The sequence below is a fragment of the Variovorax sp. LARHSF232 genome (assembly GCF_052871435.1).
In genome coordinates, this window is record NZ_JBIXJS010000001.1 from 793938 (window position 1) to 807858 (window position 13921).

Sequence of the window (13921 nt, forward strand, 5' to 3'; positions counted from 1 at the left end):
GTGTTTCGAATGGCTTGCCCCGATGATGGTTTTCAAGGCGCCCCCGCAGCGATTCAGTTGCCGACACTTGCCAGTCAATTCCCGACAAACCGGGGCTAACCCTGAGTACCCCGGGGGCCCGGCATGACGGCCTCGCCCAAGCGCGCGCCGGCGCGCTATTTCGCGCTGCTGCTGGGCGCGCTCGCGGTCCAGGGCGTGGACACCACGCGCCTGCTGGCCATGGCCCGCCTGGACGCCGGGCGCTTCGAGCGCAGCGATGGCATGCTGACCCCGGCCGAGATCGACGCCTTCCTCGTGGCCGCCTACCACCTCACCGGTCGCACCGACCTGGGCTTCGAGCTGGGGCGGCTGATCAAGCTCAACTCGCACGACCAGCTGGGCTACGGCATGCTGAGCTGCCGCGATCTGGACCACCTGCTGGGGCTGACCAGCCGCTACTACCACTTCATCCTCGAGCTGTTCACCCTGCGCTACCGCCGTTGGCCACAGCATGGCGAGGCGGTATTCAGCCCAGTGGTGGCCATGCCGCTGCGCACCATGCACTTCGCCATGGAGGCTATCGCCATCTCGGTCGAGAACCAGTTCCGGATGCTCCTCGGGCCGGACGGCGCTGCCTTCGATGTCTACATGGGCATGCCGCCACCGGCGCACCATGCGCGCTACCTGGAGCGGCTGCCCGCGCGCTTTCATTTCGACGAACGGGCATTGCCGGGCATCCAGTTGCGCATCGACGCGAGGCTTTTGGACCAGCCGCTGCCCATGGCCTCGCCGCAGGTGGTCGAGCAGGTCGAGGGCCGGCTACAGCCCCTGCAGCGGCGCCCGGTTCCCCATGCGGGCTGGGGCGACTACATCACCATGCTGCTGCGCGAGGCGCAGGGCCAGCAGCTCACGCTGGACGACATCGCGCGGCGCATGAACATCTCGGCACGCACGATCGACCGCAACCTCAAGAAGGAGCAGCTGCAGTTTCGCGACCTGTCGCAGCAGGTGCGCTTCGAGCGGGCGCGCGAGCAGCTGGCACAGCCGGGCATCACCGTCTCGCGAGTGGCGCAGGACCTGGGCTTCAGCGACGCCGCCAACTTCAGCCGGGCCTTCAGGCGCCACTGCGGGCTGACGCCCAGCGAGTTTCAGGCGGGCACGCCGGCCCGGGGGCAGGCGCGGCAGTCGGAGCAATCGCAGTAAGCCGCCCGGCGCCCGCCTTGCAGCTCACACCGCCACGTGTCGGCGCAGGAAGTCGAGCTGCACCCGCACGTTCTCGTCGAGGTATTCGCCGTAGTAGGGCTGGAAGTGATCGGAGTCGTGCAGCACGAACTCGCCCCGCGGCATGCGGGCAGCGGCTTCGCGGGCCATCCGCGCCGGGACGATGCTGTCCTTCGCGCCGGCGATCACCAGCGCCGGCACCCGCACCCGGCGTGCGCTGCGGATCGGGTTGTAGCGCGCGATCTTCAGCGCCACGCGCGCCAGCACCTTGTTCTCCCACGGCACCTCGATGATGGCGCTCAGCTGCACCATGCCGTCCCAGGCCTCGGGGCCGGTCAGCACCGCGAAATCGCCGGGCCGGCCGACGACCGGCATGTAGTGCGCCCGGCCGAACAAGCTGCCCGCCAGATCGCGCAAGCCGGCAAGGGTCAGGCGCAGCGTCTTGCGCAGCGGCATGCCCGCAACGGCGCCCAGGCCGCTCATCAGCGGATGGCCGGCGATCACCGCGGCAAGCCGGTGCCCGCCGCGCGCCGCCAGGCACACCACATGGCCGCCAGAGAGCGACGTGCCCCACAACACCATGCGCTGCACGTCGACCCCCTTCAGCGTCTTCACGTGGCGGATGGCCGCATCCCAGTCCTCCAGGTGGCGGAACGGGTCCACCCAATGGCGCGGCTGGCCCTCGCTGTCGCCGAAGTTGCGGTAGTCGAATAGGTAGACGGCATAGCCGGCGTCGACGAAGCGCTGCGCATGCGGCATCAGCATCGCGCGCACGCCGGCGAAGCCGTGCGCCATGACGATGACCGGCGCCCGCTCGCCGTGATCGGGCAGCAGCAGCGTGCCGGCGCAGCGCAGGCCTTCGCTCTCGAAGGAAGTGGCGATGCGCTTCACGATGAAAGGCTCGCGTCCAGTTGTCGGCCGCGCAGGCCGGTGCCTGCGGCGGCGGTGGCAGTGGTCCCGAACTCCAGCGCGCCATCGTCGACCGGGTCCTTGAGCAGCATCACCTGGTCCTTCTCCGGGCTGTGCAGGATGCGCCATGGCACCCCCTTCCCCTGGCGCGGCAGCATCGCCGAGCCGCGCTGCGCATAGCCCGACTGCAGCGCGGCGACGATCGACTCGTCCTGCACCTGGCCCTGGGGCGCGCGCGCAGTCACGACCTCGTGGCCCTGGCTGTCCATGTGCTTGAGCAGCCGGCAGATGTACGCCGCAGCCATGTCCACCTTCAAGGTCCACGAGGCATTGATGTAGCCGAAGATCCAGCCCATGTTGGGCACGTCCTGCAGCAGCACGCCCTTGTAGGTCATCAGCTCGTTGATCGCGCACACCTTGCCGTCCACGCTCAGCGCCATGCCGCCGAAGGACTGGATCTGCAGGCCGGTGGCCGTCACGATGATGTCGGCCTGCAGTTCCTGGCCGGATTTCAGGCGGATGCCGTTCTCGGTAAAGGTCTCGATGTGGCCGGTGACCACCGACGCCCTGCCCGCCCGGATCGCCTTGAACAGGTCGCCATCGGGCACGGCGCACAGGCGCTGGTCCCACGGCTTGTAGTCGGGCGAGAAGTGGCTCATGTCGTAGTCCTGCCCCACCTGCTTGCGCACGCCGGCCAGCAGAAGCCGCCGTATCTGCGCGGGCCAGCGCTTGGAGGCCTTGTAGATCAGGCGGGCCACCAGCAGGTTGCGCCGCCGCGCCAGGCCGAAAACCCAGCGCTTGGGCAGCACGCGCTGCAGCAGCTCGGAGATCCTGTCGCGCGAGGGCAGCGAGAACACGTAGCTGGGCGAGCGCTGCAGCATCGTGATGTGGGTCGTGTCCTGCGCCATGCTGGGCACCAGCGTCACCGCGGTGGCGCCGCTGCCGATCACCACCACCCGCTTGCCGCGGTAGTCGAGCTTCTCCGGCCAGAACTGCGGATGGATGCACTGCCCCTTGAAGCGCTCCACGCCGGGAAAGCGCGGCAGGTAGCCGGCGTCGTGGTTGTAGTAGCCGGTGCAGCTCACCAGGTAGCTGCAGGTGAAGGTGCAAGGCTCGCCGCTCGCCTCGTCCACCGCGCTCACCGTCCAGCGCTTGTGCTCGCTGGACCAGGCCGCGTGCGTGGTCTTGGTGCCAAAACGGATCTTTTTGTCGATGCCGAATTCGCGGGCCGTGTCGGCGACGTACTGGCGGATCGAGGGGCCGTCCGCCAGCACCCTCAGCTCATGCCACGGGCGCAGCTGGTAGCCGAAGGTGAACATGTCCGAGTCGGAGCGGATGCCCGGGTAGCGGAACAGGTCCCAGGTGCCGCCGATGGCCTGGCGCCGCTCCAGGATGCCCACGCGCTTGCCGGGGCATTCCTTCTGCAGGTGGCTGGCCATGCCGATGCCGGACAGGCCGGCACCGATGATCAGCACGTCGTAGTGTTTTGTCGCCATGTCTTGTCTCTTTGGTGGTTCGATCGGATGCCCGCAAGTATTCCGGGGCCCCACCTTCTCTTCTTGACATGACGAGACAAGTCTTTGACATTGCGAGACATGACAGCCATGGTTCGGACGAGTGGTCTGCGAGGCTACGCGGCGCTGATGCACAGCCTGGGTGGCGACGCGCAGGCGCTGCTGCGCCGCCACCGCATCGCGCCGGAATCGCTGGCGGGCGAGGATGCGCTGGTCTCGCTGCGCGCGGCGGTTCACCTGCTGGAAGCCAGCGCCATCGAGACCGGCCGCCCCGACTTCGGCCTGCGCCTGTCGCGCATGCAGGACGTGAGCGTGCTCGGCCCGCTGGCCATCATGCTGCAGAACGCACCCACCGTCCGCAGGGCCTGGGAGGATGTGTCGCGCCACATGTTCGTGCACAGCCCCGGGCTGGTGGTGAGCCTTCATGAACGCAGCGCCCTCTTCGAAGGCGCCGCCGAGATGAGCTTCGAGCTTCGGCTGGCGCGGCTGCCCGCGCAGCGCCAGGCCATCGACCTGTGCCTGGGCGACATGCACACCATCACCCGCCTGTTGGCCGGCGGCAGCTACGAGCTGCGCGCCGTCTCGCTGCCCCATGCGCCGCTCGCGCCGCTGGCCGTCTACCGGCGTTTCTTCGATGGCGTGCCCGTCCACGTCGAGCAGCCGCGTGCCGCCCTGCACCTCGGGCCGGCCACGCTCGACGCCCGCCTGCAGGACACCAACCCCGCCCTGCGCCAGATCACTGAGGACTACCTGGCGAGGCACTTCCGCGTGCCCGGCGAAAGCGTGTCGGCGCGCGTGCGCCTGGGCCTGCGCCGCACGCTTGGCACGCCGCGCGGCGACAAGGTCGGCGTGGCCGGGCTGCTGGCGCTGCACCCGCGCACCCTGCAGCGCCGCCTGGCCGCCGAGGGCACCAGCTTCGAGGTCCTGCGCGAGGAAACGCGCAAGGACGCAGCCCTGCACTACCTGCGCCAGACGCGGATGCCGCTGGGGCAGCTGGCCGACCTGCTGGGCTTTTCCGAGCAGTCGGCGATGACGCGCTCCTGCCGGCGCTGGTTCGGCATGGCGCCCAGCGAGATCCGGCGCGACGGCAGGCCGCCGGCCGACTGACTGGGAGGCGTGAGGACCGGTCGTACGGGCAGAGAAGCCCCAGCCCGAATCCGGCTCAGTGGCAGATCATCGGCATGCCGCTCCAGACCCAGAAGGCAGCGGCCACGATGGCGCAACTCAAGCCCAGCAGCTTGAGCGAACGCGTCACCGCCGCTGCTCCCGCGAGGCCCGGCGCACGCCCGCCACGCCGTGCCACAGGCCGATGACGTACACGGCAATGCTGACGCCCTGCATTGCCAGCCAGGTGTTCTTGCCGGCCGGCACGGCGTGGTAGTAGAAGCTTGGCCAGATCATGTTGCAGACCACGAATCCGACGCTGGCCGTCACCAGCTCGGCGATGAGCCCATAGCCACAAAGCACGACAGCCAGCTGCTCGCGCCTGGATACGACGGTCGAGGCGCCCTGCCGTACGGCTGCCAGGTAGGCCAGGCCGATGCCGATCATGCCCAGGCTGCCGGTCTTGAGTGTCAGCTCGGCCAGGATCGCCGGGCAGCCCCACCAGAGCGTGATGTTCTTGAGAAACTCGGCGCTCACGTTGCCGGTCACGGCGCCGGTCATGTAGTGCAGGATCGGCACGAAGCCGGTCACGAAGCCGGCGATGAACAGGCCCAGTCCCCAGCTGACGTACTTCCAGCCCAGTTCGGCCGCGGTGACGATCGGGCCTGCTTCGATGGTCAAGGTTGCAGATCGCATCGCAGGCTCCTACTTCAGCGCTTCGAACTCGCCCGGGCGCCACTTCTTGTCGAACCATGGCTCGAGCGGACCGTACAGGCGCAAGACGGCGAACCAGCCCTTGCCCGGCACGGTCTGCGTCCAGTTGGCCTCCTTGCCGGCCGGCGCCTTGGGACCGAAGTACAGGTCGACCGATCCGTCGGCATTCACGTCCAGCTTGTTGCGCTTGCTGTTCTTGCTGGGAAAGGGCTGCGAGGTCTGCAGCTCCGCACGTGTCTGGGTGTCGTAGAGCACCACCGACCAGAAGTCCTGCGCAGGCACGTCGGCAGGAATGTTCAGGCGATAGGACTTGGCGCCGTCGAAAGGCTGGCCCGCCCTGTCGGCGTAGCTCATGGCGTACTGGGAACCCCGGCCCACCAGCTTGGCCGACATTGCCGGCGTGTTGACGGTGGCGATGTAGAAGAAGTTGGAGCGCGCATCCAGGTTGCGCCCGGAGACGCCGTCGACGTCCAGCCATCGGTAGTCGCTGCCGATGAAGGCGGTTCGCCATTGGCTGTTCTCGTACAGGACCGAGCGTGGATCACGGCTGCGGAAGGCCATCGCGCGTGTCGTGGCATTGCCGACAGCGACGGCGTCGGTCAGGATCTTGCGCATCCGCTCGTCGGGCGCGAAGGGCTTGCCCTTGCGCATGCCGATGGCAGCGGCCAAGCCGCGCAGTTCGGGGTCGATCAGGTCCAGCGGCTCCTTCTGGATCACGTGGTCCAGCTCGCGATAGAACTCGAAGTCGTTGGCGTGAATCGTGTTGTAGGGCACTGTCGAGGCATTGATGAACTGCATCGCCGGCGCGCTGGTTTGCTTGCCCAGCGGATAGATCTTGATGCCCTCGCGAAACAGCTTCGACGCAGCGTCGGGCTTGCCGTCCTTGAGAAAGCCGCGCAGCACCAGCAGATTGACGTACGACGGCGAGCGGGCGATGTAGTACTCGCCGCCCTCTTCCTTGGACTTGGGCAGCGCGCCCTTGAAATCGGCGGGAACGATCAGGTACTTGCCGCCCTGGCCGCGGTCGGGACCCGGCCCGCCCATGTCGATCACGAAGCGGAACAGCGCATCGTTCACGGTGCCCGGGCCGCTGCCGGGCGGGACTTCGACCACCGTGGGGCCATCGGCCTGGAGGTCCAGGAAGGCGAGGCAGTAGACGGTGTCGGTGTTGCCGGTGAGCAGCAGCGGGTTGGAGTCCAGCAGCTGGTCGAAGATGATCGCCTGATGGCTGCGGGCCGCGCCCAGTTGCGCATTGCCCCGCCGCATGGCCTCGAGAGAGGCGGCCGGAATGAAGTTCAGGAACACCTCGGTGCCGCGCAGGAAATCCAGGTTGTCGTAGGCCTTGCGTGCCGTCTCGGCCGTCGGCACGCCGTCCACGAAGCGCAGCGAGCCGATGCGCGTTTCCACCCGGTCGGGGGTCAGGATCTGCTTGGGGATCTTGTTGTTGAAGCCCGGCGTGGCCGGGCCAGCGGCATCTTGCGCCTGCGCGTAGGCCGCTGGCGCGCCGAAGACACCTGACATGGCGCCGGCGACCGCGACGGCAATGAGCTTGTGGTTGAAGAAGGCGGCCGAACAAGCGTGGGGCTTGGCTTGGGGAGTGTGGTGGTTCATGGCGTTCTAAAAGAAGGCTGCGAAGGCGACATGGCGCCGGCGAGATCGGTTTGCTGCTTCTTCAGGAGGAAGTGCCTGTCGTTCAGCAGGAAGTGCGACAGCGCCGGGATCAGCACCAGGGCGCCGACCATGTTCCAGACGAACATGAAGGTCAGCAGGATTCCCATGTCGGCCTGGAACTTGATCGGCGAGAAGGCCCAGGTGATCACGCCTGCGGCCAGCGTCACGCCCACCAGTGCCACCACGCGGCCGGTGAAAGTCACCGCCTCGGCGTAGGCCGCGCCCAGCGACAGCCCCCTGCGCTGCCCCGCGAGCTGCACGCTCAGCAGGTACAGCGCGTAGTCCACGCCGATGCCCACGCCCAGCGCGATCACCGGAAGCGTGGCCACCTTTACGCCGATGCCCAAGGCAACCATCAGCGCCTCGCACAGGATGGAGGTGACGACCAGCGGGATCACCGCCACCAGCACCGCACGCCAGGAGCGGAAGGTCAGGAAGCACAAGGCGATCACCGCGGCATACACGTACAACAGCATGGTGCGGTTGGCCTCGCGCACCACGATGTTGGTCGCCGCCTCGATGCCGGCAGACCCCGCGGCGGGCAGGATCTGCACCTGGGCCGGATCGGTGGGGTTGGCCTGGACGAAGTCCTCCACCACGCCCAGCACCTTCTGCAGCGTCTGCGCCTTGTGGTCGCTCAGGTAAGCCACCAGCGGCATCACCGAGCACTCGACGTTGAACATCTCGGGGTTGTTCACCGTGGCCTGCTGCGCGCCGTAGTTCAGGATGTCCTGGTTGCGCGAAATGGTCTGCCACTTGGGGTTGCCCTCAAAGGAGCCGGCGGTGATCTGGCGCACCACGTCGGTCAGCGCCACTGTCGTGCGCACCTCGGGCAGCTGCTGCAGCTCCCAGGCCAGGCGGTCCACGTGCTCCAGGGTGGCGTACTTGAGGCACCCTTCCTTGGGCGTCTTGACGATCACGGCGAACAGGTCGCTGGACAGCGAATAGTTCTTTGCGACGTAGGCGTTGTCGCGGTTGTAGCGCGAGTCCGGGCGCAGCTCCGGGGCGCCGGGGTCCAGGTCGCCCACCTGCAGCTTGAGGCTCACCGCAAATCCCACCACCGCCAGCGCAAGGGAGCCCAGCACCGCGGCCAGCGCCCAGTTGCGCTTGGCTGCGAAGTTGTCCAGCAGTCCCCACAGGCGACTGCCCTGCCCCGCTGCCTGCGCCTTCTCCACCAGCAGGCTGCGCGCGGCCGCCTTCGGGCTCACGCCCACATAGGACAGCAGCACCGGCAGCAGCAGCAGGTTGGTGAAGATCAGCACCGCCACGCCGATGCTGGCGGTGAGCGCGAGCTCGCGGATCACCGGGATCGGGATCAGCATCAGCACGCCGAAGCCCATGGCGTCGGCCAGCAAGGCCGTGACGCCGGCCAGGAACAGGCGCCGGAAGGTGTACCGCGCGGCCACCAGCCGGTGCGTGCCGCGGCCGATGTCCTGCATGATGCCGTTCATCTTCTGCGCGCCATGGCTCACGCCGATGGCGAACACCAGGAAGGGCACCAGCATCGAGTAGGGATCGAGTTCCAGCCCGACCAGGCGCACCAGCCCCACCTGCCACAGCACCGCCACCAGCGAGCAGCCCAGCACCAGGGCGGTGCTGCGCAGGCAGCGCGTGTAGCCGTACAGCAGCAGCCCGGCGATGACGGTGGCGACGCCAAAGTACATCATCACCTGCACCAGCCCGTCGAGCAGGTCGCCGATGATCTTGGCGAAGCCGATCACGTGCACCTTCACGCCCCAGGGCTGGCCGTCGGCAGCGAGTCCCTTCTCGTACTTGTCGCGGATCTGCGTCTCGATGTCGCGTGACAGGCGCCAGTAGTCCAGGCGGGCGTCCCGGTCGCCATCCTTGCCGTCCAGCAGCGGCGCCACGATGGCGCTGGATTGGAAGTCGTTGGCCACCAGGCTGCCCACCAGTCCGGCGCGCGCGACGTTCAGGCGCAGCTTGTCCACGCTGGCGGCCTTGCCGTCGAAGTTGTCGGGCATCACCGGGCCGCCCTGGAAGCCCTCCTCCGTCACCTCGGTCCAGCGGGTGGCCGGGGTCCACAGCGACTTGACCCAGGCGCGGTCCACGCCCTGCATCAGGAACAGGTCGTCGTTGATGTGCTTGAGGGCCTGCAGGTAGCGTGCATCGAAGATGTCGCCCTTCTCGTTTTCCACCACCACCCGCAGCGTGTTGCCCATGCCGCGCAGTTCGCTGCGGTTTTGCAGGTAGTTCTGGATGTAGGGATGACCCACGGGGATCATCTTGTCGAAGCTGGCGTTGAGCGAGACGCGTGTGGCCAGGAAGCCCAGCACCAGCGTGGCCACAAGGCAGGCCAGGGTGACGAGCAGGCGGTGATTGAAGACGGCGCGCTCGAGCCAGGTGCCCGAGTTGCGCGGGAAATCGGCGAGCTCGCGCACGACCGGCATGCGCTCGAGTCCGGTTGAAATGGTCATGACTTGTCCTTAGGTCGCCAGCTCGAGCGTGGCCAGGCCGCGCGGGCCGCCGACGACGAGGGCGTTGTTGCCGCCGGCGAAGGCCAGCGCCGCCAGCGGGGCCTGCGAGCGCAGGCGCGACTGCACGAAGCTGCGCCCGCCATCCTCGCTGGCCACGATGCCGCCGCTCTGGTCGGCCAGCGCCACGGTGCCGTCCGAGGCCACTGCGGCGCCGATGATGCTGGCAGACAGGCCGGTGGTGACCGGCGCCCAGGCGGCGCCGCCGTCCGTGCCGAGGAAGGCGTTGCCGCGCATGCCCCAGGCCAGCACGCCGGCGGAGGTGGCCGTCAGGCCGAACAGGCTGCCCTTGTAGGGCGAAGCCAGCGCCACGAAGCGCCCTGCCTCGCGGTCCAGTTTGAGCAGCAGGCCGGCCTCGCCCGCCACGTAGAGCGCGCCGCCCGATGCGCAGATGGCATAGAGGTTGAGCAGTTGCGGGTTGTCGATGCGATCGAACCAGGGCGTCCATTGCCTGCCGCCGTCGGCGGTGTGCATCACCAGCCCATAGGCGCCGACCACGAAGCCCTCGTTGACGTTGGCGAAGTACAGATCGAGAAAGGGCTTGTCGGGGCCGGCTTCCAGGTTGCGCTGCGCTTCGCCAAGCAGCTTGCGGTCCTGCTCGGTGGCTTGCGCGGCGGCGGCGCGCTTCTTCATGTGTTCGAGCACGAGCGCGTTGACCGTGCGGCCGTCCAGCAGGCGCTTCCAGTTGCGGCCGCCGTCGCGGGTGCCGAGCACCACGCCATCGTGGCCGGTCGCGTAGCCCGCTTCGGCATCGACGAAGCGCACGGCGGTGAGGTCCGAGCTCACCGGCACTGCGGCCTGCGTCCAGCTGTGGCCGCTGTCCGTAGAACGCACGATATGGCCGCGCTGCCCGACCGCGACCAGCGCGTCGCCGGCCCTGGCGATGCCGGTGACGAGGCGCCGGGCCGCCAGTGCGCTGGTGCGCGCCGGCCGGTCCAGCACCTCGTTGGCCCAGGCTTCGCCGCCACCGCCCACCGCGCCGAGCGCGGCCATCAGCAAACTTCTGCGTTGCACAGCAGTTCTCCCTGTTTGCTCGCGTTCTTCTTCAGCGCACGCCGGACCCGGCCAGCGCGTCGGCGCTCCAGGCGTTGGCCGACAGCGGGTCGATGAACTTGACGCCGACGTTGTAGGCGCCCAGGAGGCCCATCACGTTGTAGCCGCCGGTGGTGAAATCGTGGAAGGACTGGCCCATGGCGGCCGGCGCGGGCAGTTCGTAGGACGGGTTGGTGTAGACGAAGCTGGCGCGGTAGAGCTGGCCGCGCGCGTCGTACATGTCCGAGGCCACCGCCACCCAGCTGTCCTCGTCCACGTAGAAGGTGCGCTTGGCGTAGATGTGGCGCTTGTCGGCCTTCAGCGTGGCTTCCACCACCCAGACGCGATGCGCTTCCCAGCGCACGTAGTCGGGGTGGATGTGGCTGGGCGTGCTCACCGCGTAGGGGTCCTTGGCATAGACCAGCTTGAAGGTGTTGTAGGGAACCAGCATCTCCTTCTTGCCCACCAGCTTGAAGTCGTAGCGGTCCATGGCGCCGTTGAAGATCCAGGCGTCGTCGTAGGTCGAGGCGCCGGCGGTACCGGGGTTGGGCGTATCGTAGGCGATGTCGGGTGCCAGCTTCACGCGGCGTTGGCCGGGCAGGTACTGCCAGGCGCGGCGGCCGTTCTTCATCGGATTGATGTAGTCCTGCGCCAGCAGGGCCTCGCCGGCGCGGCGGGCCGGCGCGGTGTAGGCGATCTTGGTGCGGAAGTAGACGTCGTTCTCGGCCGACTGGCCGCTGCGCTTGGGGTCGTAGTACGGGTAGTCCATGTGGATCTGGCCGGTGGTGGCCAGCACCGCCTTGCCGGAGGAGTCGACGTTGATCGAGTCGTACTGCGTGTAGTAGCTCTGGCCGGTGAAGCGCAGCAGGTGGTTCCACATCACTTCGTTGCCGGTCTTGGGAATCGGAAACGGAATCCCGGCATAGGTGCCTTCCAGGCCCAGGCCGTCCTCGGTGGTCTTCACCGAGGTGGCGTTCTTCAGCGTGTTGTCGATGACGTACTTGGGGAAGGCCATCGAGCGGTGCGACGGGTACACGTCGACGCGCATCGTCGGGTACTTCTTCAAGAGTTCGCGGGTGCCGGCCGTCAGCTTGGCCTCGTACTGCGCCATGTTCTGCGCGTTGATGGCGAACAACGGCTTCTCGCTGGCATAGGGGTCGGGCCGGATGCCCGAGCCTTTCTCGTAGCCGGCCGGCGGCGTCGTGAGTCCGCCGGTGTAGTCGGGGATGGACTTGTCGGCGCTGCCGGCGCGCTCGGCGCCGGTGGGCGTGAGCGTGGCGCCGAGCTTCTTGGCCTCTTCGGCCGAAACAGCGGCGATGGCGGCCTGGGCGGCCAGCGCGATCAGTGCGCCGGCCCAGAGGGTGCGGGATTTCATGATGTGTCTCCGTGGATGCAAAGGGAATCCGACTCAGAAGGTCGTCTTGAAGGTGAAGAGCACGTGGCCGCGGTCGGACAAGGATGCGTTGGTGCTCTGCGCGACATTCATCGCGCCGGAAGGCGTCGTGCTGTAGTCGCCATAGAAGCCGACATAGCGCAACGTGAAGCTGTACTTGGACTGGACGTCGGCGCCGATGCCCAGGGAATACGAGCCGTTGTCCTTGGCGCCGCCCGAGGTCACGGCCGAGACGCCCGTCAGGCCGCCCGACCAGCTCATCGGCAGCGAGATGTCCACGCTCGGGAAGACCTGGAACCAGGTTGGCGTGAAGTTCAGCCCCAAGCCGATGTAGTCCCTGCTGACGGCGTCGAGATTGGCCGGGTTCGCGCGGTAGGCGTCGCTGCCCTTGAAGGCGCCCGGGTTCTGCGAAACGCTGGTCCAGCGGTTCCACACCAGTTCGGCGTTCCAGGAGGCGGAGTCGAACAGGGCCGTCTTCGGCAGCACGCCCAGCAGGTTGAACACACCGTGCAGGGTGTTGCCGCGTGCGCCCGGTGTGCCGCCGTCCAATGCCGTGGTGGCCACCTGCCCGGCTGCTGGATTGACCAGGGCCGCGGGCAGCACCTGCACCGGCACGCTTTGCAGCGGCATGTTGTGGCGATAGCTCAGCTCGGCGCCCAGGCTGATGCCGCCGACGTTCTTGGCCAGGCTGATGCCGTAGATGTCGATGTCCTCGCCGTAGAAGGCGCGGTACTGGCCGACCTGCCCCGCCTGGACCTGCGCGATGCTGGCCGCGCCGGGGTTGATGTAGCAAGTCGAGGGGCCGATGGGCCTGAGGCCGGCGCGCGAGCAGGCGCCCGCCGGCACGCCGGCGGCCACTGCCGGCACCAGCGCAATCTGCGGCTGGATGTCGGCCGTGCGGCGGGCATACAGGCCGGCGGTGCCGTCCAGCCACTCGGGGCTCCAGCGCGCCGACAGGCCGAAGTCGCCGGTCTTCTTGGGCTCGCCCGGCTGGCCCTGCAGCAGGCGCTGGCCGGGGCCGGCGATCAGCGAGTCGCCGCCGTACAGCAGTGCATCGTTCACCGTCAGGTAGCTGCCCGATTCCGGATAGCGCGCGCTCTCCCAGTCGAAGAAGGTCTGGGCCGAGAAGGACAGGTCGGGCGCCGGCTGCACTTGCAGGGTCATCGAGTTGCGCGGACGGTAGAGTTCCTTGGCCTCGATGCCCGGCGTGGCGAAGGCCTTCCACAGGTCCAGCGAGTACTGGCCGTAGGAGATGCCGTGCACGGCACCGCCGCCCAGCAGGCTTTCGCCCCAGTACACCGTGTGCTTGCCCAGGCGCACGCTCACATCGGTCTCGCCGAAGGTGGTGCCGCCGAACACGAAGGCATCGAGCAGTTCGCCCGAGGGGCCCTTGGCATAGCGCGAGGTGTAGTTGGACAGCACGCCGGCCGTCGGCACGCCATTGACCAGCGTGTTGGCGGTGGCGTTGCTGCGGTTGTCCAGGTTGCGGTAGGCCGCGTCGTACCAGGCGGTGCCGCTCACGCGAAAGCCGTACTTCTTCTGGTAGACCAGGTCGAACTCGCTCAGCAGGTCGCCTCGGTTGGCGACGGCCGAACCCTTGTTGAAGTTGCGGTCGCCATCGTCGAAGTTCGGGTTGGCGAGGATCGCCGCGTCCTGTGCCTGCGTGCGAAAGCCCAGGTTGTAGCGCAGCGTGTTGTCCCAGCGGATGCTGAGGTCCGGATTACCGACATCGATCTCCATCGCATGGGATGGCAGGGCGAGGGCAAGGGAAGCCAACACGGCGCTGGCCACTGCACTGAGGCGATGGGTGGCGAAGGGAAGGCGCGAAGCAGGCTGGGGCACGAAGGATCTCCTCGAAGTTTTTTTGTCGTGAATGCGAGGCGCGAACCCCG

General features: G+C 67.9%; 10 protein-coding genes. 2 read left to right on the forward strand and 8 right to left on the reverse strand.

The window, feature by feature from the left end; translation table 11 throughout:
- Positions 1 to 123: 123 nt before the first annotated feature.
- Positions 124 to 1182, forward strand: coding sequence for a helix-turn-helix domain-containing protein (locus tag ACIPRI_RS03765; RefSeq protein WP_446588638.1), 1059 nt, complete (start codon positions 124 to 126; stop codon positions 1180 to 1182).
- Positions 1183 to 1206: 24 nt separating this feature from the next.
- On the opposite strand, the gene ACIPRI_RS03770 is transcribed toward ACIPRI_RS03765, so the two are convergent.
- Positions 1207 to 2091 (reverse strand): alpha/beta hydrolase, encoded by an 885-nt coding sequence (locus tag ACIPRI_RS03770; RefSeq protein ID WP_446588640.1) that lies wholly within the window; start codon positions 2089 to 2091, stop codon positions 1207 to 1209.
- A complete protein-coding gene (locus ACIPRI_RS03775; protein ID WP_446588642.1) occupies positions 2088 to 3605 on the reverse strand; it encodes a flavin-containing monooxygenase in 1518 nt (505 codons plus the stop codon). The genes ACIPRI_RS03770 and ACIPRI_RS03775 overlap by 4 nt, the downstream gene beginning before the upstream one ends.
- 108 nt (positions 3606 to 3713) lie before the next feature.
- Here ACIPRI_RS03775 and ACIPRI_RS03780 point away from each other — a divergent pair, with 108 nt between their 5' ends.
- Complete coding sequence (locus ACIPRI_RS03780) at positions 3714 to 4730, forward strand: AraC family transcriptional regulator (RefSeq protein WP_446588644.1); 1017 nt, start codon at positions 3714 to 3716, stop codon at positions 4728 to 4730.
- A gap of 144 nt (positions 4731 to 4874) precedes the next feature.
- Here the strand turns inward: ACIPRI_RS03780 and ACIPRI_RS03785 are convergent, their stop codons facing one another.
- The 6 genes from ACIPRI_RS03785 to ACIPRI_RS03810 are packed head-to-tail and all read right to left on the reverse strand — an operon-like array spanning position 4875 to position 13871.
- Positions 4875 to 5423: a hypothetical protein gene (locus tag ACIPRI_RS03785; protein WP_446588646.1), complete on the reverse strand. Its 549-nt coding sequence runs from the start codon at positions 5421 to 5423 to the stop codon at positions 4875 to 4877.
- A gap of 9 nt (positions 5424 to 5432) precedes the next feature.
- Entirely contained in the window at positions 5433 to 7052 is a 1620-nt protein-coding gene (locus tag ACIPRI_RS03790; protein ID WP_446588648.1) for a DUF1254 domain-containing protein, read from the reverse strand.
- On the reverse strand, positions 7049 to 9547 hold the full coding sequence (locus ACIPRI_RS03795) for an efflux RND transporter permease subunit (RefSeq protein ID WP_446588650.1): 2499 nt from the start codon (positions 9545 to 9547) through the stop codon (positions 7049 to 7051). Before ACIPRI_RS03795 ends, ACIPRI_RS03790 begins: the two co-directional genes overlap by 4 nt.
- A 9-nt stretch (positions 9548 to 9556) precedes the next feature.
- Positions 9557 to 10618, reverse strand: a complete 1062-nt coding sequence (locus ACIPRI_RS03800) for a WD40/YVTN/BNR-like repeat-containing protein (RefSeq protein ID WP_446588652.1) — start codon at positions 10616 to 10618, stop codon at positions 9557 to 9559.
- A gap of 31 nt (positions 10619 to 10649) precedes the next feature.
- Positions 10650 to 12011, reverse strand: a complete 1362-nt coding sequence (locus ACIPRI_RS03805; protein ID WP_446588654.1) for a DUF1329 domain-containing protein — start codon at positions 12009 to 12011, stop codon at positions 10650 to 10652.
- Positions 12012 to 12044: 33 nt separating this feature from the next.
- Complete coding sequence (locus tag ACIPRI_RS03810) at positions 12045 to 13871, reverse strand: DUF1302 domain-containing protein (protein ID WP_446588656.1); 1827 nt, start codon at positions 13869 to 13871, stop codon at positions 12045 to 12047.
- Positions 13872 to 13921: the final 50 nt, after the last annotated feature.

Excerpts from the sequence above, each read along its gene's own strand:
- ACIPRI_RS03785 (WP_446588646.1), bottom strand. The coding sequence starts at position 5,423 with ATGCGATCTGCAACCTTGACCATCGAAGCAGGCCCGATCGTCACCGCG.
- ACIPRI_RS03765 (WP_446588638.1), top strand. The coding sequence starts at position 124 with ATGACGGCCTCGCCCAAGCGCGCGCCGGCGCGCTATTTCGCGCTGCTG.
- ACIPRI_RS03780 (WP_446588644.1), top strand. The coding sequence starts at position 3,714 with ATGGTTCGGACGAGTGGTCTGCGAGGCTACGCGGCGCTGATGCACAGC.
- ACIPRI_RS03790 (WP_446588648.1), bottom strand. The coding sequence starts at position 7,052 with ATGAACCACCACACTCCCCAAGCCAAGCCCCACGCTTGTTCGGCCGCC.
- ACIPRI_RS03805 (WP_446588654.1), bottom strand. The coding sequence starts at position 12,011 with ATGAAATCCCGCACCCTCTGGGCCGGCGCACTGATCGCGCTGGCCGCC.
- ACIPRI_RS03775 (WP_446588642.1), bottom strand. The coding sequence starts at position 3,605 with ATGGCGACAAAACACTACGACGTGCTGATCATCGGTGCCGGCCTGTCC.
- ACIPRI_RS03795 (WP_446588650.1), bottom strand. The coding sequence starts at position 9,547 with ATGACCATTTCAACCGGACTCGAGCGCATGCCGGTCGTGCGCGAGCTC.